General features: G+C 33.4%; 19 protein-coding genes and 1 pseudogene. 8 read left to right on the top strand and 12 right to left on the bottom strand.

What is annotated here, in order from left to right:
- Positions 1-16 precede the first annotated feature (16 nt).
- Together H1R17_RS07725 and clpB are read right to left on the bottom strand one after the other, a co-directional pair.
- The gene (locus H1R17_RS07725) at positions 17-271 is read right to left on the bottom strand and encodes a putative signal transducing protein (RefSeq protein WP_163430103.1); all 255 of its coding nucleotides are present in this window, start codon (positions 269-271) and stop codon (positions 17-19) included.
- A gap of 60 nt (positions 272-331) precedes the next feature.
- A complete protein-coding gene (gene clpB, locus H1R17_RS07720) occupies positions 332-2,917 on the bottom strand; it encodes an ATP-dependent chaperone ClpB (RefSeq protein WP_163430104.1) in 2,586 nt (861 codons plus the stop codon).
- A 190-nt stretch (positions 2,918-3,107) separates the two neighbouring features.
- Between clpB and ytxJ the strand changes: the two genes are divergently transcribed.
- Positions 3,108-3,437 (top strand): bacillithiol system redox-active protein YtxJ, encoded by a 330-nt coding sequence (gene ytxJ, locus H1R17_RS07715; RefSeq protein ID WP_163430105.1) that lies wholly within the window; start codon positions 3,108-3,110, stop codon positions 3,435-3,437.
- Between the two features lie 440 nt (positions 3,438-3,877).
- Here ytxJ and H1R17_RS07710 read toward each other — a convergent pair.
- The 6 genes and pseudogenes from H1R17_RS07710 to H1R17_RS07685 all read right to left on the bottom strand — a co-directional run.
- Positions 3,878-4,072, bottom strand: a pseudogene (locus H1R17_RS07710) (PhoH family protein); the annotation flags it as partial.
- A 30-nt stretch (positions 4,073-4,102) separates the two neighbouring features.
- Positions 4,103-5,434, bottom strand: coding sequence for a dGTP triphosphohydrolase (dgt, locus tag H1R17_RS07705; RefSeq protein ID WP_163430107.1), 1,332 nt, complete (start codon positions 5,432-5,434; stop codon positions 4,103-4,105).
- Positions 5,435-5,454: 20 nt separating this feature from the next.
- Entirely contained in the window at positions 5,455-6,150 is a 696-nt protein-coding gene (locus H1R17_RS07700) for an AAA family ATPase (RefSeq protein WP_163430108.1), read from the bottom strand.
- A complete protein-coding gene (locus H1R17_RS07695; RefSeq protein WP_163430109.1) occupies positions 6,151-7,368 on the bottom strand; it encodes a TCR/Tet family MFS transporter in 1,218 nt (405 codons plus the stop codon).
- 128 nt (positions 7,369-7,496) lie between these two features.
- The gene (gene odhB / locus H1R17_RS07690; protein ID WP_163430110.1) at positions 7,497-8,723 is read right to left on the bottom strand and encodes a 2-oxoglutarate dehydrogenase complex dihydrolipoyllysine-residue succinyltransferase; all 1,227 of its coding nucleotides are present in this window, start codon (positions 8,721-8,723) and stop codon (positions 7,497-7,499) included.
- Between the two features lie 47 nt (positions 8,724-8,770).
- Complete coding sequence (locus H1R17_RS07685; protein ID WP_163430111.1) at positions 8,771-11,536, bottom strand: 2-oxoglutarate dehydrogenase E1 component; 2,766 nt, start codon at positions 11,534-11,536, stop codon at positions 8,771-8,773.
- A gap of 336 nt (positions 11,537-11,872) precedes the next feature.
- Between H1R17_RS07685 and H1R17_RS07680 the strand changes: the two genes are divergently transcribed.
- Positions 11,873-12,412, top strand: a complete 540-nt coding sequence (locus tag H1R17_RS07680) for a hypothetical protein (protein ID WP_163430112.1) — start codon at positions 11,873-11,875, stop codon at positions 12,410-12,412.
- Between the two features lie 35 nt (positions 12,413-12,447).
- Here H1R17_RS07680 and H1R17_RS07675 read toward each other — a convergent pair whose 3' ends face one another.
- Positions 12,448-13,419, bottom strand: coding sequence for a polyprenyl synthetase family protein (locus H1R17_RS07675; protein WP_163430113.1), 972 nt, complete (start codon positions 13,417-13,419; stop codon positions 12,448-12,450).
- 136 nt (positions 13,420-13,555) lie between these two features.
- Between H1R17_RS07675 and H1R17_RS07670 the strand changes: the two genes are divergently transcribed.
- From H1R17_RS07670 to H1R17_RS07645, 6 genes are all read left to right on the top strand, one after another.
- Positions 13,556-14,179, top strand: coding sequence for a TetR/AcrR family transcriptional regulator (locus H1R17_RS07670; protein ID WP_163430114.1), 624 nt, complete (start codon positions 13,556-13,558; stop codon positions 14,177-14,179).
- Positions 14,169-15,494 carry a TolC family protein gene (locus tag H1R17_RS07665; RefSeq protein WP_163430115.1) on the top strand — a complete coding sequence of 442 codons (1,326 nt, stop codon included), beginning with the start codon at positions 14,169-14,171 and terminating at the stop codon, positions 15,492-15,494. Before H1R17_RS07670 ends, H1R17_RS07665 begins: the two co-directional genes overlap by 11 nt.
- 18 nt (positions 15,495-15,512) lie before the next feature.
- On the top strand, positions 15,513-16,571 hold the full coding sequence (locus H1R17_RS07660) for an efflux RND transporter periplasmic adaptor subunit (protein WP_163430116.1): 1,059 nt from the start codon (positions 15,513-15,515) through the stop codon (positions 16,569-16,571).
- A gap of 17 nt (positions 16,572-16,588) precedes the next feature.
- A complete protein-coding gene (locus H1R17_RS07655) occupies positions 16,589-19,765 on the top strand; it encodes an efflux RND transporter permease subunit (protein ID WP_163430117.1) in 3,177 nt (1,058 codons plus the stop codon).
- A gap of 116 nt (positions 19,766-19,881) precedes the next feature.
- Positions 19,882-20,088 (top strand): CsbD family protein, encoded by a 207-nt coding sequence (locus tag H1R17_RS07650; protein ID WP_163430118.1) that lies wholly within the window; start codon positions 19,882-19,884, stop codon positions 20,086-20,088.
- Between the two features lie 103 nt (positions 20,089-20,191).
- Positions 20,192-20,884 carry an AIM24 family protein gene (locus H1R17_RS07645; protein ID WP_163430119.1) on the top strand — a complete coding sequence of 231 codons (693 nt, stop codon included), beginning with the start codon at positions 20,192-20,194 and terminating at the stop codon, positions 20,882-20,884.
- 39 nt (positions 20,885-20,923) lie between these two features.
- Here H1R17_RS07645 and pruA read toward each other — a convergent pair whose 3' ends face one another.
- The 3 genes from pruA to H1R17_RS07630 are packed head-to-tail and all read right to left on the bottom strand — an operon-like array spanning position 20,924 to position 24,180.
- Positions 20,924-22,549 (bottom strand): L-glutamate gamma-semialdehyde dehydrogenase, encoded by a 1,626-nt coding sequence (gene pruA, locus H1R17_RS07640; RefSeq protein ID WP_163430120.1) that lies wholly within the window; start codon positions 22,547-22,549, stop codon positions 20,924-20,926.
- Between the two features lie 23 nt (positions 22,550-22,572).
- Complete coding sequence (apaG, locus tag H1R17_RS07635; RefSeq protein ID WP_163430121.1) at positions 22,573-22,959, bottom strand: Co2+/Mg2+ efflux protein ApaG; 387 nt, start codon at positions 22,957-22,959, stop codon at positions 22,573-22,575.
- A 36-nt stretch (positions 22,960-22,995) separates the two neighbouring features.
- A complete protein-coding gene (locus H1R17_RS07630; protein WP_163430122.1) occupies positions 22,996-24,180 on the bottom strand; it encodes a DUF5103 domain-containing protein in 1,185 nt (394 codons plus the stop codon).
- Positions 24,181-24,210 lie beyond the last annotated feature (30 nt).

Below are 24,210 nucleotides of genomic sequence, written 5' to 3'. Positions count from 1 at the left end.
GGCTGTTTTTTTGTTTTTATTCATCTACAATTTCATCTCCAACCTCATCTAAATCATCAAAATTTACATCTACTAAGGCGTAACGTGCTTTTTCTTCATCTTCTTCAAAAACAAAAATATGCACCGCTTTATCAGCTGAACCAAATCCTGCGGTAATGGCAGAATTAATATCGTTACGTTCTATATATTTAATAGCGTTATTTTCTAAAGCATTTTTTACAGCCATTGCCATTATTGCACTTCCGGCAAATATTTCTACATGATGTTCCATAATTTTTTATTTTCAAGATACAAAAAAAGCACTTTAGTTGAACCAAAGTGCTTTATTTTTTTATTCTTGGTTTCTAAAAACCAATTTATCTTCAAAACTATCTAAAAGAATAATGCTATCTGTTTTAATTGTACCTGATAATATTTCTTTTGATAATTGATTCAATACCTCACGTTGAATAACACGTTTTACTGGTCTGGCACCAAAATGGGGATCAAATCCTTTGGTTGCTAAATAACGAACTGCTTCTGGTGTTGCATCCATAGTAATGTGTTGTTGTGCTAACATTTTGAAAACACTTTTTAATTGAATAGCAACAATTTGTTCAATGTTTCCAGCTGATAAAGGTGTAAACATAATGATTTCATCAATACGGTTTAAAAACTCCGGACGAACCATTGTTTTTAATTGGTTTAACACTTCATCTTTAGCATTTTCAATGGCAACATCAATAGGATTATTATCAAACTGTTCTTGAATTATCGAACTTCCCATGTTTGATGTCATAATAATGATGGTGTTTTTAAAATCGGCTAATCTTCCTTTGTTATCTGTTAATCGACCTTCATCTAAAACCTGTAATAAGATATTAAAGGTGTCAGGGTGTGCTTTTTCAATTTCATCTAACAAAATTACCGAATAAGGTCTTCTTCTAACCGCCTCGGTTAATTGTCCGCCTTCATCATAACCTACATATCCAGGAGGCGCACCAACTAATCTACTTACGCTATGACGTTCCGAATATTCACTCATATCAATACGCGTCATGGCATTTTCGTCATCAAACAAATACTCAGCCAACGCTTTTGCCAACTCGGTTTTACCTACACCTGTTGTTCCTAAGAATAAAAATGAGCCAATTGGTTTTTTAGGATCTTGTAAACCCGAACGACTTCTACGAACAGCATCCGAAATGGCTTCAATAGCTTCTTCCTGACCCACCACACGTTTGTGTAATTCGGCTTCTAAGTTCAATAATTTTTCTCGGTCGGTTTGTAGCATTTTAGTAACTGGAACACCTGTCCATTTAGCAACAACATCGGCAATATCTTCATAAGTAACCTCTTCTTTAATTAAAGAATGTCCTTTTTGATTTTCTTCTAATTGCTTTTGAAATTCAACCAATTTTGCTTCGGCGTCTTGAATTTTTCCGTAACGAATTTCGGCAACTTTACCATAATCACCATTGCGTTCGGCACGTTCGGCTTCTAGCTTAAATTCTTCGATATCCGATTTGATGTTTTGAATGTTATCCACCACATCTTTTTCCGATTTCCATTTAGAAAAAATTTGATTGCGTTCTTCTTTTAAATTCGCTAAATCAATTCCTAAAGCTTTTAATTTCGATTCATCGTTTTCGCGTTTAATAGCTTCAATTTCAATTTCAAGCTGCATGATTTTGCGGTCTAAAACATCTAATTCTTCTGGCTTTGAATTGATTTCCATACGTAATTTCGATGCCGCTTCATCCATTAAATCAATTGCTTTGTCTGGTAAAAAACGGTTGCTGATGTAACGTTGCGACAATTCTACCGCGCCAATAATAGCCTCGTCTTTAATACGTACTTTATGGTGTGTTTCATATTTTTCTTTAACACCACGAAGTATGGAAATGGCACTTTCGGTATCAGGTTCTTCAATCATTACTTTTTGAAAACGACGTTCTAACGCTTTATCCTTCTCAAAATATTTTTGATACTCATCTAAAGTAGTCGCTCCAATAGCTCTTAATTCACCACGCGCCAACGCAGGTTTTAAGATATTTGCTGCATCCATAGCACCTTCACCGCCACCAGCACCAACCAAGGTATGAATTTCATCTATGAATAAAATAATGTTTCCGTCTGATGAAGTTACCTCTTTAACCACCGATTTTAAACGCTCTTCAAACTCACCTTTATACTTAGCACCCGCAATTAAAGCACCCATATCTAAAGAAAAAACCAATTTATCCTTTAAGTTTTCAGGTACATCGCCTTGAACAATTCGGTGTGCCAAACCTTCGGCAATAGCAGTTTTACCAACTCCAGGTTCACCAATAAGCATTGGGTTGTTTTTAGAACGGCGGGTTAATATTTGTAACACACGACGAATTTCTTCATCACGACCAATAACCGGATCTAACTTACCATCACTTGCCAATTGATTTAGGTTTTTGGCGTATTTGTTTAGCGAATTGTAATTATCTTCTGCCGAAGCTGATGTTACACGCTCGCCTTTACGTAACTCGTTAATAGCCGCTTCAATTTGCTTTTCAGTAACACCGCCCGATTTTAAAAACGCTGCAATTTTACTACTCGATTTAAAAATGGCTAAGAATAAATGTTCAATAGAAACGTATTCGTCGTTCATTTTTTTAGCAATTACCTGCGCTTCGTTCAACGTGTTTCCTGCAATACGTGATAAGCCTATTTGAGCACCTTCTACACGAGGAAATGACTCTATAATTTGATCGTTCTGTGTTTTTAACTGCTCAATATTAACACCAACTTTCTTTAAAATAAAAGGTGTTACGTTTTCATCTATCTCTAAAATGGCTTTTAGCAAGTGTTCGTTTTCAATTTGTTGCTGACCGAACGTTTGTACCAAAACCTGAGCTTGTTGTAGTACTTCTTGCGATTTTATTGTAAAATTATTTAAGTTCATATATTGTAATTTTATTTATCAATTGTTTAATGATTCATTTTCAAAACGTATTCCAAATTTAAAAACAAGACATTTTGTCTGAAATCAAGTGTTTTTAAATAATAAACAATGACAAATTGTCATTTCGCGTGGTTTTTTACTGTTTTTTAAATGCAATAATGTCTTATATTTGATATTTAAATTTACAAAAATGAATTGGAAAACATTAGAACATATAGATCAAATTAAGGTTATTAAAGATGCATCGTTTAGTAAGCTTCAATTAATTTTTAAACACAGCACACGATGTATTATTAGTAAAATGGCGTTAAAGAATTTTGAAAGCGATTTTAATTTAGAAGATACCATTGATGCTTACTATTTGGATTTAATTGCTCACAGAAATATTTCAAACGAAATTGCAGAAACTTTTCAGGTACAGCATCAATCACCACAAATTTTGTTGATTAAAAATGGAGGCGTGGTTTATAATGAATCGCACGAAGGTATTGATGCGAATGTTTTAGTTCATCATCTATAAAATATCATAGTTGATTGATGAAAATTATCGTTTTTATAAAAGGTTTCTGGTTAGATTTTTTTGCTACTTACCATAACAGGTTAATGAAAAATGCTAGCTATGAAACACCAACTAGCACATTATTACACTTGTCTTTTACTCAGGCAGTTAATTTCAATACTATTTCTTCCTTAATATTACATTTTCTTTTTAAGATAAAACTAAGTTTTGTATTGTTGTTTTCACCAATTGTTTTATTTGCAATATTAAATTGTTACTTTTTTTATAAAGTATTAACTAGAGAAGAACGATTAAAAATTATTGAAAGGAAACCAAAATATAAAATAACTGTTTATTCTATATATGATATAATTTCAACAGTATTATTAATGCTATCTATGTTTATAATATCAAAATTTAGATGATATTGAAAAAATATTTTTTTGAAATAAAAAATCCGACTAGCTTGTCGGATTTTCTGTTTCATTACCTCTGTTGGTATTGTTATAATAATTTTGGTGTGATGCAAATTCGTTTGCTGTTTCCACTTTTTTGTAAGCTTCCACAATTTTCTTAACCAAACGGTGGCGTACAATATCTTTATCATCTAAAAACACAAAGCCAATACCTTCAACACCTTCTAAAATACGCAATGCTTAACATCATATTGATATTATAAATATTATTTATTTTCCTACAATAGAATGATACAATTCTAAAGCTTTACCATCGGTTAACAAGGAAATAAACCTGCAAACATTTAACAATCGTAAATACAAACTATCGTTATCATCTTGATATTGCTCTGGTAGCATTTTTAAAATTAACTCATCGTAATGTGTGGTAGTACCGTTGTATTTATTATTGGTTGCAACTATGAATTTATCAAGTAACGTGTGTAACACTTTATAACCTACAACTTCTTTTTCAATTACCTCTTTGCTATTGTACACATTAGAGATGCTGATATTTATAATATCTCTAATTTGAGCAACATACGCACATTTATCGGTTAATGCATATGGAAAATTGCCTTGTAAAATAGCTTCTTCATGCTCCATAAATACGCGCACCACATCGTTTATTAAGCTACCAATAGCCAAAGCACGCAAATAGCTTACCCGTTCTGCTTTTGTTTGCAGTTGTGCGTATTTTTCAGAATTAATATTGTTTTTTACAATCTTAATTAAAAACTCTAAGGCATGTTCTTCGGCAATCCATCCTAAATTAATACCATCTTCAAAATCAATAATGGTGTAACAAATATCATCAGCGGCTTCTACCAAATAGGTTAACGGATGACGTAAGTATCTAACCCCTTCACCTTCGCGCTTTATCAATCCTAAATTAGTAGCTACATCTAAAAAATCGACTTTATCTGCCTGAAAGAATCCATACTTTTTATCAGATATATCATGCGTTGGTTTTTTAGGCAAACTCTCTTTGGGATATTTCATAAAAGCCCCTAAAGTAGCATAGGAAATACGCAAACCGCCTTCGGCTCCAGGACGTGAATCGGTTAAAATATGAAAACCATTTGCATTACCTTCAAAATCAATTAAATCTTGCCATTGAGCGGGTTCTAAATCCAATCGAAACTGCTCTCCTGCGCCGTGCTTAAAGAAATCGCCAATGGCTTTTTCACCAGAATGTCCAAAAGGTGGATTTCCTATATCATGACACAAACAAGCTGCCGCAACAATAGCGCCGAAATCGTTAATGGTATAGCCTAAATCGAGCAACTCGGGATATTTTTGAACAATTTGTTCACCAGCCAAACGACCAATAGAGCGCCCAACTACTGAAACTTCTAAACTATGCGTTAAACGTGTATGTACAAAATCAGTTTTTGAATGCGGAATAACCTGTGTTTTGTCTTGCAAGCTACGAAACGGATTAGAGAAAATGATACGATCATAATCAACCTCAAAACCAACGCGTGAAGGATTTTCTTTTTTACGTTCGCGTTTGTGCACATCGCCGTACTTTTTTAAAGATAAAAGCTGAGGCCAGTTCATACTATTTTGTGACATTTTATTTAAGACAATTGTTCGTTTATAATGTTTTGCTTTACTTGTTTATAGAAAAAATCTTTTGCTTCGGCATACGAAACTTGATATTTTCTTTCTTTTGGAAGATATTTTTCAGGAATTGGAATTTGTAAGGTGTCATACAAATCATCTAACAAATCATTCGATGGTTTTTCGTACGAAATTTGCCATTCAAATCTTCTTTTTAACGCTTCATCAATCATATGCACTTGATTGGTGGCTGCAATTAAAATAGATTTTTGTGGAAAATAATCCATTAACTGAATAATCGCGTTTACTACCCTTTTCATTTCCGAATTATCTTTGTTATCGTAGTCGCGAATTTGTCCTAACGAATCAAACTCATCCAACAACAAAACCATACTTTCGTACTGCGATTCTTTAAAAAGTAAATCAAGGTTTTTAGCTGTTTCGCCTAATTTTGATGAAATGATGGTTGCTAAATTTACAATCATTAATTTTTTATTTAAATGATGTGCAATTACTTTAGCTGTCATTGTTTTACCGCAACCGCTATCACCATACAACAATAACTTATTTGAAACAGGAATTTTATATTCATCAAACAAATGTTTAAACTGTTGTTCGTGTAAAAAAGCCATTAAATGACTTTTAATTTCGGGCGATGCGATGAAGTCTTCAAACGAAACCTTACTTCTATCGATATAATAAAAATTACTCATTTAAATTGATTGTGTGTTTTTTAAACCTTTATATGCCATAAACAATGCAACGATCATTAAAAGGGATGCTAGTATAAAAGGAGCTCCTGGAAATTTAAAAGGTGCACTATCGTGTGTAAAGTAATAAAAGATACTTGTCATTACCAAAGGTCCAAACGTTGCGGTTGCACTGTTTAAACTTGCTAAAGTTCCTTGAATTTGTCCTTGTTCGTTCGCAGGTACATGATTGGTAATTTCTGATTGAATAGCCGGACCTGCCAAACCACCCAAACAATAAGGTATTAAAAACAAGAAAACCATCCATTCTTGTACAGCCATTGCAATTAAAAACTGCCCAATGGCATTTAAAGCAAAACCAATTAAGATGCTTTTACCATTACCTATTTTAGGATTGATGTAACGCACTAAAACACCTTGTACTAATGCTACTAAAACACCTACAACACCAAGCGAAATACCAACCATACGCTCATCCCAATGGTAACGATACATAGTGTAAAAACTCCAGTTGCCATTCACAGCATGCGATGCAAAATACATAAAAAACATAGCTGCCACTAAACTAATAATGGTAGGAAATTTTTTTAAACGCGTTAATGCGCCAATTGGGTTTGCTGCTTTCCACTCAAAAGCACGACGCTTTTCTGGTTTTAACGATTCTGGTAATACAAAATATCCGTAAATAAAATTAACAAAACACAAAGCCGCTGCTGCATAAAAAGGCACTCTAGAACCATATTGCCCTAACAAACCACCTATTACAGGACCAATAATAAAGCCTATACCAAAAGCAGCACCCACCAAACCAAAGTTTTTGGCTTTGTTTTCAGGTGTACTAACATCTGAAATATACGCCATAGCAGTTGAAATACTTGCGCCTGTAACACCAGCTATAATTCTACCCACAAACAACCAAGGCACACTTGGTGCTAATGCCAAAACTAAATAATCGATTGCAAAGGCTAAAAGCGATATTAATAAAACAGGTCTGCGACCGTATTTATCAGACAAACTGCCCATTAAAGGGGCACATAAAAACTGTGTAAAGGCATAAGCAAAGGCTAACCAACCACCTAATTGCGCTGCTTCACTAATATCAGAATGATTTAATTCTTGAAGCAATTTAGGAATAACCGGAATTATGATTCCAATACCTATAATATCAATTAACATGGTAATGAAAATAAAACCAATGGCAGCTGATTTTTTTGAACTCATATTTTTTTGAAATTAGAAAAACAAAGCTACGAAAAAAGCACTAGTATTAACGGACAAGAAAATAGATAAAAAATAAAAAAGTCTTTCCATAACGGAAAGACTTTTAGCAATATAAAAACAATAAAATACTATAATTCTAACGCTTTTTTAGGATCGTTGTTCATTAACAATTCCATTGGGTTTTCTAAAGCTTCTTTAACAGCTACTAAGAAACCAACAGACTCGCGACCGTCGATAATTCTGTGATCGTACGATAATGCAATGTACATCATTGGCGCAATAACCACTTGACCGTTTACAGCCACAGGGCGCTCAATAATATTGTGCATTCCTAAAATACCCGATTGCGGAGGGTTGATGATTGGTGTTGATAACATCGATCCAAATACACCACCATTGGTAATTGTAAAGGTACCACCTGTCATTTCATCAACTGTAATTTGTCCGTCGCGAGCTCTTGTTGCTAAACGTTTAATTTCAGCTTCAACACCACGGAAAGATAATAATTCTGCATTGCGAACAACAGGAACCATTAATCCTTTAGGACCCGAAACTGCAATTGAAATATCAGCAAAATCAAATTTAATTTGATCTTGACCATCAATCATTGAGTTTACATCTGGGAATAATTCTAAAGCGCGTGTAACTGCTTTTGTAAAGAACGACATAAATCCTAAACCTACATTGTGTTTTGCTTTGAAAGCATCTTTAAATTCAGAACGCAATTTATTTACCTCAGTTAAGTTAACTTCATTAAAAGTAGTCAACATAGCCGTTGTGTTTTTAGCTTCAACCAAACGTTCTGCTACTTTTCTACGTAACATAGACATTTTTTTACGCTCTGTTCCACGAGGTCCGCCTGTTGGTGTACCCATTGATGGTGTTGCGTTTAAAGCATCTTCTTTTGTTACACGACCATCTTTACCAGTACCTTGAACAGATGCTGCATCAATGCTTTTCTCGTCTAATATTTTTTTAGCAGCTGGCGATGCCGATCCTGTAGCGTATGTTGCTGCAGGAGCTGCAGCTGGCGCAGGAGCCGCTTTTACTTCTTCTTTTTTCTCTTCAGCTTTTGGAGCTTCAGCAACTGGCGCAGCTCCACCTGATGGTTTTGCAGCACTTGTATCGATTAAACAAACTACCTGACCCACAGCTACAGCATCACCTTCTTCTGCTTTTAAAGTAATAATACCACTTGCTTCAGCAGGTAATTCTAAAGTTGCTTTATCCGAATCAACCTCAGCAATTGCTTGGTCTTTTTCTACATAATCGCCGTCTTTTACTAACCAAGTTGCAATTTCTACTTCTGTAATTGATTCTCCTGGCGAAGGAACTTTCATTTCTAAGATACTCATGAGTATATTAATTTAATATTGTTGTTATTTAAAAATACGTTCTAAAATTATAAATTTTTATTGAAAACTTTAGCAATTGCATGTGCATATCTTGCTTTAGATCTCACAGATGACCCTGCCGCTGGTGCTGCCGCTGGTGCTGGTGCTGCTACACGGAATTTTACTAAATCAAAATTCATTAGCATATAACCGTAAGCCCCCATATTTTGAGGCTCTTCTTGCGCCCATACATAATCATCAACATTTGGATACGATGCAATAATTTCTTGCAACTTGTCTGTATCTAATGGAAATAATTGTTCTACACGCACAAAAGCAACATCGTTTCTTCCTAAATTCGCTTTTTCTGCTTGCAAATCGTAGTAAAATTTACCTGATACAAAAACCAAGGTTTTTACTAGTGCTTTATCTTCTGTTTTAGGATCATCAATAATTGCTTGGAATGACTCCGAAGTTAATTCTTCTATTGTTGATGTAGCTTCTGGATGACGCAACAATGATTTTGGCGACATAACTACTAATGGTTTTCTAAAATCGGTTACCATTTGGCGGCGTAACATATGAAAATGGTTTGCCGGAGTAGTACAGTTTGCTACATACATATTATGATTTGCACATAATTGTAAATAACGCTCTAAACGTGCCGATGAGTGTTCTGCCCCTTGATGCTCATACCCGTGTGGCAACAACATTACAATACCGTTTTGGTTGCCCCATTTATCTTCACCTGCTGCAATGTATTGGTCAATCATAATTTGCGCACCATTAGAAAAATCTCCAAACTGAGCTTCCCAAATAGTTAATGCCTTAGGATTTGCCATTGCATAACCGTATTCAAAACCTAAAACAGCATATTCTGATAAATGCGAGTTGTAAATACGCATTTGACCGTTTTGCGATTTGATATTGTTTAAAGGTACATATTCTTCTTCGGTTTCTTCTACTTTAACAACAGCGTGGCGGTGTGAGAAAGTACCGCGCTGTACATCTTGACCAGAAAAACGTACATCAAAACCTTCAGAAATTAAGGTTCCGTATGCTAATAATTCGCCCATAGCCCAATCTAATCTATTAGTTTCGTAATACATTGTATAACGATCTTTGATTAGTTTTGATACTTTACTAATGAATTTTTTATCTGCTGGTAATGTAGTAATTGCAGGTGCAATATCATCTAATAATTCACGTGATACCTTTGTATCATATGTTTGTAACATACGTGTTTTATCAGCAATATGATATCCCTCCCACTCTTTTTGCATAAAAGGAATAACGGTTGCTTTTTCTGTAGCTTTAGCAGCCGTTAAATTATCTTCTAAAATGGCTTTGTACTTGTCTTCTAAAGATCCAACAAAAACATCGTCAATAATTTTATTTTCAATCAAGCGTGCGTTGTAAATGTTACGCGCGTTTTGATGTTTTGATATTAATTTATAAAGAATAGGTTGTGTAAAACGCGGCTCATCTCCTTCGTTATGACCGTATTTACGATATCCTACTAAATCAACAAAAACATCTTCTTTAAACTCCATACGGTAAGACAAGGCAAACAACATTGCTTTTACAGCAGCTTCGGTATCATCGGCATTTACGTGTACAACTGGTGCTGCTACCACTTTAGCAACATCGGTACAATAAACACCAGAACGAGCGTCTTTAGGGCTGGTTGTAAAACCTACTTGGTTGTTTAAAACCATATGAATAGTACCTGCTGTTTCGTAGGCACGTAATTTGCTCATTTGAACAATTTCATATACAATACCCTGACCAGCTACTGCAGCATCACCATGCAAAGCAATTGGTAATACTTTTGAAAAATTAGTTGGATATGTTTTGTCTTGTTTAGAACGCACAACACCTTCTATAACAGCACCTACAGTTTCTAAGTGCGAAGGATTAGGTGCTAAATTCAATACAATTTTATTTCCTGAAGTTGTTTCGCGTTCAGACGTATATCCTAAATGGTATTTTACATCACCGTCAAAAGTATCAGCAACATCGGCATAATCTTTACCATCAAACTCTGTAAAAATATTTTGCGCAGGCTTTTGCATAATGTTAGCCAAAATATTTAAACGTCCGCGGTGTGCCATACCAATTACAACATCTTCTACTCCTACTTTAGCGGCTGCTTCAATCATAGCATCTAATGCAGGAATTGTAGCTTCTAAACCTTCTAAAGAGAAACGTTTTTGCCCTACATATTTTGTGTGGAAAAAGTTTTCAAAAGCGGCTGCCTGAACTAATTTTTCTAAAATGTGTTTTTGTTGATCTACCGTTAAATCAGAAACTTTAGATTCTACATACTTAGCAATCCATTGTACTTTTTCCTCATTAGGAATGTACATAAATTCAATACCAATTGTGGTACAGTAGGTAGCAACTAAATGATCAATAATTTGTTGTAACGTACTTTTTGGTAAGTGTATGCTTTGAGCAGCATCAAAAGTAACGTTTAAATCGGCCTGAGTTAAACCAAACTTTTCTAAAGAAAAATCAGGAATATCGTCGGTTTGCTCTTTTAAAGGATTTGATTTTGTTAACAAATGACCGTGCGTTCTATATGCATCGATCAATTTTAAAACAGCAAACTCTTTTTTTAAACCTTCTGCAGCAACAGAAGATTCGTTAGAATTAGAATAAGCATTTGATAATTGTTCTACCGGGCTGCCGTTGTACTCATTTGCGAAATCGAACCCTTGAAAAAAACTTCTCCAACTTGGTTCAACACTATCAGGGCTTGTTAGGTACTGATCGTATAAATCTGCAAAAAATTGAGTATGTGCAGCGTTTAAAAAGGAAAACCTATCCATAATATTTGTCTAATGACTCTTTTTTCGTTAAAAAATTTTCACAAAAATACGATAGTTTCAATTAATAATATAATATTTTGTATAGTTTTATGATTTTAATTTCAGTTAGAAAGAAACCTACAAAATTTAAAATTAACAATTTAAAACTACATTTTAACAATACTATCTTAATAGGCTTTTTTTTGACGGATATTTTTAGTATTTCGTAAATATTATTCTATTTTTTTACACATATTTAAAACAAAAAAATACAGTATTTATCACACAATTAATATTGTATTTTATATTAAGATACTCTTAACTTAATAATTAATATCTTCGCAAAAATTCATTTTTATGAAAAAAAATATTTTTATTGCTTTAAGCAGTTTTTTTGTATCAACAACTTTATTTGCTCAGCAAAATGATGATTTTTACACACCAAGAACAACTAATTTTTGGAGCGATGTAAAAATTGGTGGTGGCTTAGGTTTAGGTTTTGGAAGTGGTTTTACCAACATTGCTGTATCGCCAAGTGCTATTAAACCAATTACAGAGCAGCTTTCTGCTGGGGTTGGTTTGCAATTTAACTACTTAAAGTCAAAAGGTTTTTATGAAAGTACTTCCTATGGAGCTAATTTAATAGGTATTTACAGCCCTGCGCCAATGATTCAACTTTCAGCAGAATTAGAACAATTGCGCGTTAACAACACATGGTTTACAAACTTTGCCGCAACAAATGCTGTAAAAGAAAATTTTTGGAACACAGCTTTGTTTTTAGGTGCTGGTTATACCGAAGGAAATGTTACCCTTGGTGTACGTTACAATGTTTTGTATAAAGATGATAATTTAGTTTACAGTCAGGCTTGGATGCCTTTTATTAGAGTATATTTTTAAAAAAGAACCCGATTGAAATTCAATCGGGTTCTTTTTTATACTGTTCTGCTCATTAAAGAAACAGCAAACTCTTTTAATTCTTCTTTATAATGAAGTGGAATATCTAAGGTATCTAATTGTTTTAATCCTTTTTCAGTAAATTCTTCAATTAAGACTTGGGTATCATGTGTAGCTTTTGTTTTTTCAAACAATGCTTTCACGGCTTCAATTTTTTCTTGTCCGCCTGTTTTAGATGCAAACCATTTTTCTAAACTTTCTTTGTCTTCTGCAGAAGCATTTTGCAAAGCTTTTAAATACAAATAGGTTTTTTTGTTTTCTAAAATATCACCTCCTATTTGTTTTCCAAACGATGCTGTTTCTCCAAAAGCATCTAAATAATCGTCTTGCAATTGAAAAGCAATACCTAAATCTCTACCAAAATTATAAATTCCTCTTTTATTAGCATCACTTGTTTGTGCAACAATCGCTCCCATTTCTAAAGCAGCGCCAACTAAAACAGCTGTTTTATACTCTATCATTTTAATGTATTCCGGAATGGTTACATCATCACGCGTTTCAAAATTAATATCCAATTGTTGTCCTTCACAAACTTCTAAAGCTGTTTTACTAAATAACTTAGCTAAATCTTTAAAAACCATTGGTTCATAATTCTCAAAATACTGATAAGCTAAAATCAACATGGCATCACCAGACAAAATACCTGTGTTTAAATTCCACTTTTCATGAACCGTTTTTTCACCTCTTCTTAAAGGAGCTTCGTCCATAATATCATCATGTATTAATGAAAAGTTATGAAAAAGCTCAATAGCAACTGCTGCGTGAATAGCTTTATTTGTAGGTGCACCAAAAACTTCGGCAGCAAAAAGCGTTAGTAAAGGTCTTAATCTTTTTCCGCCAAGGTTAGCAATATATCCAATTGGTTCATAAAGCTCTTTTGGCTGTTTAGAAAAATTAATATTATTTATATAATCGGCTACAGCGTTTTTGTAATCAATGAAATTGTTCATAAAAGGGATACACTTCGTTTCAAGAATACAAATGTAAACTAATTAATTGTTTAATTAAAATTTTAAAAAAAACTTTGGAAACTTTATTGGTATTTAAAGTTTCCGTTTTATCTTTGCATCGAAATTTTAAAACCAAATGAAAGAAACAATTTTAAAAAAATCGTTACTATTATTTACTCAGCATGGTTTTAAATCAATTACAATGGATGACATTGCAAAAGAGTTGGGAATTTCTAAAAAAACAATTTACCAGCATTTTGCATCGAAAAATGAATTGGTTAAAGCTACTGTTGATTATGTATTTGAGGCAGCCACTAACAAAATGAAAGCGTTAATAGGCAAGTGCGAAACTCCTATTCATGAACATTTTGCAATGAAAAACTGTGTTGGAGAGCTTTTTGGATACAATATACAGGCATCAACTGTATATCAGTTTAATAAATACTATCCAAAATTAGCAGAGCGAATTCAGCAAAAACGCCATGACGATTATGATTTAACCATTCTTAGAAATTTAAAAGATGGTGTTAAAAACGGATATTATAGAAAAGAAATAGATATTGATTTTGTAGGTAAAGTGTTTTTCTCAAGCTCTACCGCTTTTTTTAACGATGAAAGCTTTATTAACATGCAAAACACACAATCTATAGATGAACTAAACTACAAATTCTTAGAATACCATTTAAGAGGAATTGTAACCACTAAAGGTTTAGAAATACTTGAACAATTATTAAAACCCCATACAACAAATGAAATATAGAATTTCTGTCTTATTAGCCTTTTTAGGTTTCTTTGCACAAGCACAAGAAAAGCTAACCTTAACACAGGCTGTAAATTACGCTTTGGAAAATAAAGCCGAAGCCGTAAAAGCACGTTTAGATGTGCAAAATAGCGAATACATGATTGACGAGGTTCGCGCAAATGCTTTACCACAAATTAACGCTACTGGAGGTTTAACATACAATGCTATTTTGCAAGAAACAGCAATGGATTTCATGGGCCAAAGTATGGTAATTAAAATGGGAAAACCATGGCAGTCTACAGCGGTAGTTTCTTTAAATCAGCAATTATTTAACCAAGCGGTTTTTACAGGTTTAAAAGCAGCAAAATCTACTCGTGAGTTTTACAAAATAAACGCGCAATTAACAGAAGAACAAGTAATTGAAAAAGTAGCTAATAGTTATTATGAGGTTTACAAAACCAAATCGCAAATTACAACTATTGACAAAACAATTACAAACACAACCCGTGTACGCGATGTAATTAAAAGTTTGTTTGACAACGGTTTGGCTAAAAGAATTGATTTAGACCGTACTAACGTTGCATTAAACAATATTAAAAGTACACGTCAACAATTAGTAAATGCTTTAGAATTACAAGAAAACGCATTGAAATATTTAATTGGTATGGATATTAACGCACCAATTGAATTGCCTGAAAATTCTTTTGAAGTTACAAAACATGCATTAGTTGACGATACTACCAACATTGAAAACAGAACCGAAATTAAGTTATTAGAAAAACAAAGCGAGCTTTTAGCTTTAAACAAAAAAGCTACAGAAGCACAAGGTTTACCTACTTTAAGCTTATCTGCTAATTACGGTTATTTAGGAATTGGTGATAAATTTCCTTGGTTTCAATCATATCCAGGAGCTTATTGGTCTGATTTCTCATCAATTGGTTTAAACTTATCTATTCCTATTTTTAATGGAGGATCAAATAAAGCAAGAATCAAACAAGCACAAATTGATATTGACCGTTTAGAAGTTGATAAAAAAGATGTACGCCTAGCTTTAGATTTATCTTTAAAAAATGCAGTAACGCAAATCAACAACTCGTTAATTACCTTAAATACACAAAAAGAAAATGTGAATTTAGCACAAGAAGTACTAACCAATGTTGAAAACAATTACAAACATGGTTTGGCATCATTAACCGATTTATTAGATGCTGAAACATCTTTTGCTGATGCTCAAAACAGTTACACCAACGCATTATTAGACTATAAATTAGCTGAAATACAATTAATTAAAGCTAAAGGAGATTTAAAAACGTTAACACAAACAGAAAATTAAACTAAGATCACTCAAAATATGAAAAAAATAATCATAACAGGAATTGTAGTAATTGCAGCTTTAGCAGGAATTATGTACGTTTTAAACAAAAACAAAGCGGTTAACGAAGAACAAACAGCTATTGTAGGTCAAAAAAATGCAGCAGTTGCAGTGCGTGCAGAAGTAGCCGATTTTAAAGATGTAAATGCACAATATATAACCAACGGTACTTTTGCTCCTAACCAAGAGGTAAAAATATCTGCAGAAACTCCAGGTTTGGTTTCTCGTGTTTTGGTTAAAGAAGGATCGGTTGTAGGTGCTGGTCAAACATTGGCAATCATTAAAGCTGATCAACAAAATGTAGGCGTATCAAACGCGCAAGCAGTTTACAATAACGCTAAAGCAGAAGTTACCCGTTTTGAGGGTGCTTACGCAACAGGTGGTGTTACAAAACAACAGTTAGATCAGGTTAAATTACAATTAGAAAACGCTAAAAACAATTTAAAAAGCGCACAAATTACTGCTGGCGATGTTGTTGTTAAAGCATCGTTTTCAGGAATTGTAAATAAGAAAAATATCGAACCAGGTTCATACGTAAACCCAGGTATGGAGCTTTTTGAAGTAGTAAATGTTTCTACTTTAAAATTAAAAGTAAATGTTGACGAAAAAAACATTGGCTTCGTAAAAATGGGTCAATCAATTAAAGTTGAATCAGCGGTTTTAGCAGATCAAACTTTTGAAGGGCGCGTATCTTTTATCGCTCCAAAAGCAGATGCTAGTTTAAACTTTCCAGTTGAGTTAGAAATTAAAAACAACGCAAACAAAGATTTAAAAGCAGGTATGTACGGTACTGCATTTTTTGGAAGTGAACAATCTGCAAATGCATTGGTAATACCACGTAGTGCCTTTGTTGGTAGTGTAAGTTCTAACCAAGTTTTCATTGTAAAAGAAGGCAAAGCGGTTTTAACAAAAGTAGTTTCGGGTAGAATTTTTGGTGAAAACATCGAAATTATTTCAGGAATTACAAAAGGAATGCAAGTTATTACAACAGGACAAATCAATTTATTAGACGGTACTGCTGTTGAAATTATTAAATAATAAAGATAAAACGATACATGAAAATATCTGAAATATCAATAAAAAGACCAAGTATCATCATTGTAGTATTCTTATTACTTATTTTTGGTGGTATTGCCTCTTATTTTAGTTTAGGATACGAGTTAGTTCCTAAATTCGATGTAAACGTAATTACAGTTCAAACCGTTTACCCAGGTGCTGCACCTAATGAAGTAGAAACATCTGTTTCTAAAGTAATTGAAGATGCGGTTTCTTCATTGGAAAACGTAAAAAAAATAGAAACAAAATCTATGGAAAGTGTTTCTGTAGTAATGATTACGTTGAATACGGGTGCCGATGTAAACTTTTTGCTTACCGATGCGCAACGTAAAATTAATGCAGTAATAAACGATTTACCTGAAGATGCCAAAACACCTTCTTTGAATAAGTTCTCTTTAGACGATGTACCAATTATGAACCTTTCGGTTACTTCTAGTTTATCAGAAAAAGAACTATACGATTTATTAGATCAAAAAATACAACCTGTTTTTGCACGTATTACAGGTGTAGCAAAAGTAGATTTAGTAGGTGGTGAACAACGTGAAATTCAAGTAAGTGTTAACCCTGAAAAATTACAAGGTTACGGCTTAACTATTAGTCAAATTCAACAAACTTTAGCAGCGTCTAACTTAGATTTCCCTACAGGTAACGTTAAAACACGTGGTAACCAAACTACTATTCGTTTATCAGGTAAATTTACATCGCTTGATCAAATGCGTAATTTACCTATCACAACACCTAGTGGAACGTCTATTCGTTTAAGCGATGTTGCTGATATTCAAGATGGTATTAAAGATATCGATAAAATTTCTCGTATCAATCAGAAAAACACCATCTTAATGCAGGTTTTCAAACAATCGGATGCAAACGCGGTAGAAGTTTCTGAATTGGTTAAAAAAACAATTGAAGTTGTTCAAAAAGATTATAAAGAACAAAAAATTGACATTCAAGTAGCAAGTGACTCAACAGAATATACCATAAACTCTGCAAACAACGTAATGCACGATTTAATGATTGCAGTTGCCTTGGTAGGTTTCATTATGTTGTTCTTCTTACACAGTTTACGTGATGCCTTTATTGCGGTAGTTGCTATTCCGTTATCATTAATTGCAACCTTTATTGGTTTGTACTTAATGGGCTACACATTAAACTTAATGTCGTTATTAGGTCTTTCATTAGTAGTTGGTATTTTGGTGGATGATGCTATTGTGGTAATTGAAAACATTCACCGCCACATGGAAATGGGGAAAAACAAAGTACGTGCTGCCTATGATGGTGCTGCCGAAATTGGTTTTACCGTAGTTGCTATTACCATGGTAATTGTGGTGGTATTCTTACCAATTGCAATGTCATCTGGTTTAGTATCTGATATTTTACGTCAATTCTGTGTTACGGTAGTAGTTGCTACATTGTTATCGTTAATTGTATCGTTTACAGTAGTACCTTGGTTGTACTCACGTTACGGTAAATTATCACACATTTCAAAACATTCGTTCTTCGGAAAAATTTTATATGGTTTTGAAGCAGGTTTATCAAAAATCACCAACTGGATTTCTGGTATCTTAGAATGGGCTTTAAAAAACAAGAAAAACAAATTAGCATCATTAGGTATTACTATTGTATTATTAGTAGCATCGGTAATGTTATTAGTAAAGGGATACATTGGTTCTGATTTCTTCCCAGGAAACGATAAAGGTGAGTTTTACTTACAATTAGAAATGAACAAAGACGCTTCTATTGAAGAAACCAACTTTATGACGCAAAAGGCTGAATCGTACTTAGCAGGTCGCCCAGAAATTGAACATGTTATTACTACAGTTGGTCAAGCTTCTGATGGTATGATGGCTACTTCGGGTACGAAGTATAAGTCTGAAATGCAGATTTATTTAAAAGAAGGCTTTAATAAGGTTGAACCTACCAAAGTATATTCTGCAAAACTAAAACGCGAAATGGAAAAAGTTTTAGTTGGAGCAAAAGTTAAAACCGTGCAAATTGGTTTAATGGGTGCTGAACAAGCTCCGCTAAACTTAACCGTTATTGCTTCATCAACAGAAGATGCATTAGAATATGCAAACAAAGCAGCCGATTTATTACGTAAAATTCCAGGCTCATCTGAGGTAAAATTAACTTCTGAAGATGGTAACCCAGAAATCAACGTAAAATTAGATCGTGATAAAATGAACTCATTAGGCTTAAATGTTGCAACAGTGGGTATGACCATGCAAACAGCTTTTGCCGGAAACACCGATACAAAATACCGTGGAGGTGATACTGAGTATGATATTAACATTCGTTACGATGAATTTGGAAGAGGAAGTATTGAAGATGTTAAAAACTTAAAATTCATCAACCAACAAGGGCAATCAATTGCGTTAGAACAATTTGCTGATATTGAATTTGGTTCAGGACCAACATTATTAGAACGTAGAGATAAATCACCTTCGGTATCGGTACAATCTCAAGTTGTAGGTAAACCAGCAGGTACAATTGCTCAAGAATGGGAAGCTGAGTTTAGTAAATTACAACTAAAACCAGGTGTATCATTTAAATGGGGTGGTAATATGGAAAACCAACAAGAAGGTTTTGGTACATTAGGTTTTGCATTATTAGCAGCTATTGTATTAATGTACTTTGTAATGGTTGCTTTATATGATAGTTTCTCACGCCCGTTAGTAGTATTGTTCTCAATTCCGTTATCGTTTATTGGAGCTTTAATTGCATTGGCATTAACAAATCAAACCTTAAACATCTTTACCATTTTAGGTATTATTATGTTAATTGGTTTGGTGGCTAAGAATGCTATTATGTTAGTCGATTTTGCCAACCACAAAAAAGAAGCTGGTTTCAATACGTACGATGCCTTAATTGCTGCCAACCATGCGCGTTTCCGTCCAATTTTAATGACCACTATTGCAATGGTTATTGGTATGGTGCCTATTGCAATGGCGCAAGGTGATGGTGCCGATATGAACCGTGGTATTGCCATTGTAATTATTGGTGGTTTATTATCATCGTTATTCTTAACGCTTATAATTGTACCAGTTGTTTATTCTATTTTTGATGGAATTGGAAGACGATTTGGTAAAAAACAAAAACTAAATTACGCTGAGTTAATGACAGCTGAATATGAAGAAAACGAAAATTTCATTGATGAAATGGGACCTAAAAAGGATTAATCTTCATTCATATATTTTAAAAACGACCTTCGGGTCGTTTTTTTTATTATTTCATTAACAACACTTTACAATCAAAAAAAGTAATTTTAGTTATTAATCAATAAAATTGTTAAGCTATGGACAGATTAGAATTAGAAGGAAAATGGAACAAAATAAAAGGCGCAGTTAAACAAAAATATGGTGAATGGTTTGATGACGACAAAACGTTTGCTGAAGGAAAATTTGATGAGTACTTAGGACGAATTCAAGAAAAAACAGGAAGAACAAAAGAAGACATTGAACAAGAAATAAAAGATTGGCAAGAAGACGACAATCATCTATAACAATTATAACAATTGCAATTTAATAACATTAGAGAAAGCTAAAAACTTTCTCTTTTTGTTTTATATATCTTCTTTTTTTATATTTTAGTAAAAAATTACAACTATGGGAGAATACACAATTGCATCTTTTATCGAAAAAACAAGACAAAACGAAAGAGAGCACGACTATTTTGAGATTGAAAAACCTCAAATGTTAGAAATTAACTTAAACAACCAATTTGTTTGGACAAAAAACGGAAGTATGGTTGCTTATGTTGGTAACATTAAATTTGAACGCGAAGGAATGTTATCAGGTGGTTTAGGTAATTTATTAAAGAAAACCTTAACTGGCGAAGGCGCAAAATTAATGAAGGCAAGTGGAACAGGTCGTTTATATGTAGCTGATTCTGGTAAAAAAGTACAGATTTTAGAATTACAAGGTGAATCAATCTGTGTAAATGGTAACGATATTTTAGCGCACGACCAAAGCATTAAAAACGAAATTACCATGTTAAAAAGCATTGCAGGTATGATGTCTGGTGGTTTATTTCAAGTTCGTTTAACAGGAAATGGTCACGTAGCTATTTCTACACACGGCGATCCATTAACATTATTGGTAAAACCAGGAGAACCTGTTTTTACAGATCCAAACGCAACGGTAGCTTGGTCTGGAAATTTAAAACCTGAATTAAAAACCAATGTGTCTTTTAAAAGTTTATTAGGACGCGGTAGTGGCGAAGAATTTCAAATGATGTTTCAAGGCGAAGGCTGGGTATTAATTCAACCTTACGAAGAAGTATATTTTCAACAAAAGTAAAAAACAAAAAACCAGCTTTACAGCTGGTTTTTTTATGAATTATCCTAAGAAAGGATATCTATAATCTGTATCTGGTACAAATGTTTCTTTAATAGTACGAGGAGAAACCCAACGCAATAAGTTAATCATAGAACCTGCTTTATCGTTAGTTCCTGATCCTCTTGCACCACCAAATGGTTGTTGACCTACAACAGCACCTGTTGGCTTATCGTTAATATAAAAGTTACCCGCCGCATTTTCTAAAGCTTTGGTAGCTGTTTCAATTGCATAACGGCAACCAGAGAAAATAGCTCCTGTTAATGCATATTCAGAAGTTTGATCAACCAAAGTTAACGTTTCTTCCCATTTAGCATCTTCGTAAACGTAAACCGTTAACACAGGTCCAAACAATTCACGTTGCATGGTATCGTATTTAGGATTAGTTGTAACAATTACAGTTGGTTGAATAAACCATCCTTTTGATTTATCGTATCCACCACCTACTACAATTTCAGCTTCGTTTGATGCTTTTGCATCATCAATTGCTTTTGCTAATTTATCAAATGAAGATTCAGAAATAACAGCTGATATAAAGTTACTCATATCCTCAGGAGATCCCATCTTAAATGAGTTAACATCTGCAATTACATAATTTTTCACTTCTTCCCATAACGATGCTGGAATGTAAGCACGTGAAGCTGCCGAACATTTTTGGCCTTGGTATTCAAACGCACCACGAGATAAAGCTGTTGCTACCTCTTTAGCATTTGATGAAGGATGTGCCCAAACAAAATCTTTACCACCTGTTTCACCAACAATACGTGGATATGTTTTGTATTTGTGAATGTTGTTACCAATTGTTTTCCAGAAATCGTTAAAAACTCCTGTTGAACCTGTAAAGTGAATTCCTCCAAAATCTGCTGACTCTAAAATAGTATTCGTTACCATCGCAGAATCGCCATAAACTACATTAATAACACCATCTGGTAAACCTGCTTTTTTAAATACTTCAACAATTACGTTTGCCGAAAAAACCTGTGTAGCTGCTGGTTTCCAAACCACAACATTACCCATCATAGCAACACAAGAAGGTAAGTTTCCTGAAATAGCTGTAAAGTTAAACGGAGTAATTGCGTAAATAAAACCTTCTAACGGACGTTGCTCTACTCTATTCCAAATTCCTTTTGAAGAAATAGGTTGTTGTTTGTAGATTTCTGTCATGTATTGTACGTTAAAACGTAAAAAGTCAATCAATTCACAAGCTGAATCAATTTCTGCTTGATGAACTGTTTTTCCTTGAGCAATCATTGTAGCTGCATTAATTTTTGCGCGGTAAGGACCTGCTAAAAGTTCTGCTGCTTTTAAAAAGATTGATGCACGGTGTTCCCAAGCCATTTGCGACCACTTTTTACGTGCTTCCATAGCAGTTTCGATCGCTTTATTAACCAAAGCTTGGTCTGCTAAATGGTAAACTCCTAAATGATGTTGATGATCAAACGGAGGAAATAAATTTTTGGTATTACCTGTTCTTACTTCTTCTTTCCCAATGTATAATGGAATATCAACTGTAGTGTTGTATAATTCTTTGAATGCTTGTTGCACTTGTTCACGCTCTGGAGATCCAGGAGCATACGTTTTAACGGGCTCGTTTACAGCTGCCGGAACGTTAAAAAAACCTGTAGACATAAGTTAAATTTATTGTATATTTTTTAATTGAATAAATAAGGAACATTTAAATTGAATAACGGAATTTTAACATGAAATATCTGCGATGTTGAAAAGTTTACCATTGTAAAAAATCCTTGCATACTACCAGCGTATCCTCTTATAAAAGAACCAGATTCATAATGAAAAGTTTCGTTTGGATTTACAATGGGCTTTTTGCCTATAACCCCCTCACCTTCTACCACTTCATTGTGATTTAAAGAATCTTTTATTAACCAAGAACGACGCAGTAATTGCACTACATCGTTACTATGATTTTCGATACTTATTTCATAATTAAAAATATTCACAAGATTACTTAAATGTTTTTTACTACCTAAGTGCTTAACTTTTACAGTAATTTTTATTCCTCTTGTTATCTGTGAAACCATTTTTTCAATAATTTACTCAAATTTACGAATTAATTTTTAATTTGTAATAAGTTTGCTATCGGCTTTACCTAAACCAATAATTCTTTCATATCTATCGGCATCATTTTTATAGTAAACCAATACATGATAAACATTTTCGGTTTCGTAAAAATTACCATCTGGGTTTAAATCTTCCAAAATAGTTCCATCATTTTTAGCAATTACATATTTATAATTGGTAAATCCTTGCTTTATTAAAACAGCCGCTTTATAGGCTTTAAGATCATCATCGTATTTCAACTCAAAATCGTTTCCTAATTGGTAGTTATTAAACATACCAACTACAAATAGTTTTTGATTGGCAGGTAATTTATCCAAAGTATACGTAAAATAAGCCCAAGTATAATCTGCTTCTGTATCAGGATTTTCTCTAAATTTATTTCTAGGTTTAAAGGCTCCATTTACATCTTGCGTAAAACTATACGACTTACTTTCTTTTAATGGCGATTTTGGATATAAAAAAACATCGTACAAATCGGTTTGCGTAATTTTTATTACATTATTATTTACTTGTCTGATATCACTTGTGTCAAAAAACAAGTATTCGTTTCCAGCAAAAAAATTTGTTTCGGTATCATACTGATATTTAAATTGAGAACCTAAAACATATTGCGGTTTAATATTTGTTTTGGCGTTAAACCATTGTCCGTTTTGAAGCATCACAACATTCACATTTTTCTTAGGATTTTGTAAAACCATAGAGCCAAAATCAATATTTAAATATACGTTTTGCTTAAAAGGAGCTACATCTAAGTTTCTAGTTTTCTTAATTTCAACACCAACAGGAACCGTATCTTCATACAAAACAAATCTTCTATCAAAAACTTTTTCATTATCAACATTGTAAATCTCTATAATATAATTTCCTGATATTAATATACGTGCATTACGATTAGGGAAAGATAATGTATAATGAACAAACGATTGTAATGTATTGAACGAAGTTTGATAAGATGCAATACGTGTATTTTGCATTCCGCTTAAATACTCGGTTACTTTTAAATCAGAAACATTCCAATCTCTAGTGCAGTGAACAATTTTAAAATAATAGTCTGATTCATCTCCTATTAAATCATCAAAACTAAATTGAAAATTCTCGCCTAACTTAAAAATAGGCACCAACGATTCTCCATTTTGATGAAACGCAACCGATTTTATATAATAAGGATCATTAGCTGCCATAATTTTACTAGAACAGAAAAAAACTAAAAA

The sequence above is a fragment of the Flavobacterium sp. xlx-214 genome, assembly GCF_013874595.1.
GTDB lineage: Bacteria > Bacteroidota > Bacteroidia > Flavobacteriales > Flavobacteriaceae > Flavobacterium.
The sequence above is the reverse complement of the archived record's forward strand: the minus strand, read 5'-3'. Positions and strand labels throughout refer to the sequence as shown.

Excerpts from the sequence above, each read along its gene's own strand:
- pruA (WP_163430120.1), bottom strand. The coding sequence starts at position 22,549 with ATGTCTACAGGTTTTTTTAACGTTCCGGCAGCTGTAAACGAGCCCGTT.
- H1R17_RS07685 (WP_163430111.1), bottom strand. The coding sequence starts at position 11,536 with ATGGATAGGTTTTCCTTTTTAAACGCTGCACATACTCAATTTTTTGCA.
- H1R17_RS07680 (WP_163430112.1), top strand. The coding sequence starts at position 11,873 with ATGAAAAAAAATATTTTTATTGCTTTAAGCAGTTTTTTTGTATCAACA.
- ytxJ (WP_163430105.1), top strand. The coding sequence starts at position 3,108 with ATGAATTGGAAAACATTAGAACATATAGATCAAATTAAGGTTATTAAA.
- H1R17_RS07660 (WP_163430116.1), top strand. The coding sequence starts at position 15,513 with ATGAAAAAAATAATCATAACAGGAATTGTAGTAATTGCAGCTTTAGCA.
- odhB (WP_163430110.1), bottom strand. The coding sequence starts at position 8,723 with ATGAGTATCTTAGAAATGAAAGTTCCTTCGCCAGGAGAATCAATTACA.
- apaG (WP_163430121.1), bottom strand. The coding sequence starts at position 22,959 with ATGGTTTCACAGATAACAAGAGGAATAAAAATTACTGTAAAAGTTAAG.
- H1R17_RS07725 (WP_163430103.1), bottom strand. The coding sequence starts at position 271 with ATGGAACATCATGTAGAAATATTTGCCGGAAGTGCAATAATGGCAATG.
- dgt (WP_163430107.1), bottom strand. The coding sequence starts at position 5,434 with ATGAACTGGCCTCAGCTTTTATCTTTAAAAAAGTACGGCGATGTGCAC.
- H1R17_RS07630 (WP_163430122.1), bottom strand. The coding sequence starts at position 24,180 with ATGGCAGCTAATGATCCTTATTATATAAAATCGGTTGCGTTTCATCAA.
- H1R17_RS07670 (WP_163430114.1), top strand. The coding sequence starts at position 13,556 with ATGAAAGAAACAATTTTAAAAAAATCGTTACTATTATTTACTCAGCAT.
- H1R17_RS07700 (WP_163430108.1), bottom strand. The coding sequence starts at position 6,150 with ATGAGTAATTTTTATTATATCGATAGAAGTAAGGTTTCGTTTGAAGAC.
- H1R17_RS07655 (WP_163430117.1), top strand. The coding sequence starts at position 16,589 with ATGAAAATATCTGAAATATCAATAAAAAGACCAAGTATCATCATTGTA.
- H1R17_RS07645 (WP_163430119.1), top strand. The coding sequence starts at position 20,192 with ATGGGAGAATACACAATTGCATCTTTTATCGAAAAAACAAGACAAAAC.
- clpB (WP_163430104.1), bottom strand. The coding sequence starts at position 2,917 with ATGAACTTAAATAATTTTACAATAAAATCGCAAGAAGTACTACAACAA.
- H1R17_RS07650 (WP_163430118.1), top strand. The coding sequence starts at position 19,882 with ATGGACAGATTAGAATTAGAAGGAAAATGGAACAAAATAAAAGGCGCA.
- H1R17_RS07665 (WP_163430115.1), top strand. The coding sequence starts at position 14,169 with ATGAAATATAGAATTTCTGTCTTATTAGCCTTTTTAGGTTTCTTTGCA.
- H1R17_RS07675 (WP_163430113.1), bottom strand. The coding sequence starts at position 13,419 with ATGAACAATTTCATTGATTACAAAAACGCTGTAGCCGATTATATAAAT.
- H1R17_RS07695 (WP_163430109.1), bottom strand. The coding sequence starts at position 7,368 with ATGAGTTCAAAAAAATCAGCTGCCATTGGTTTTATTTTCATTACCATG.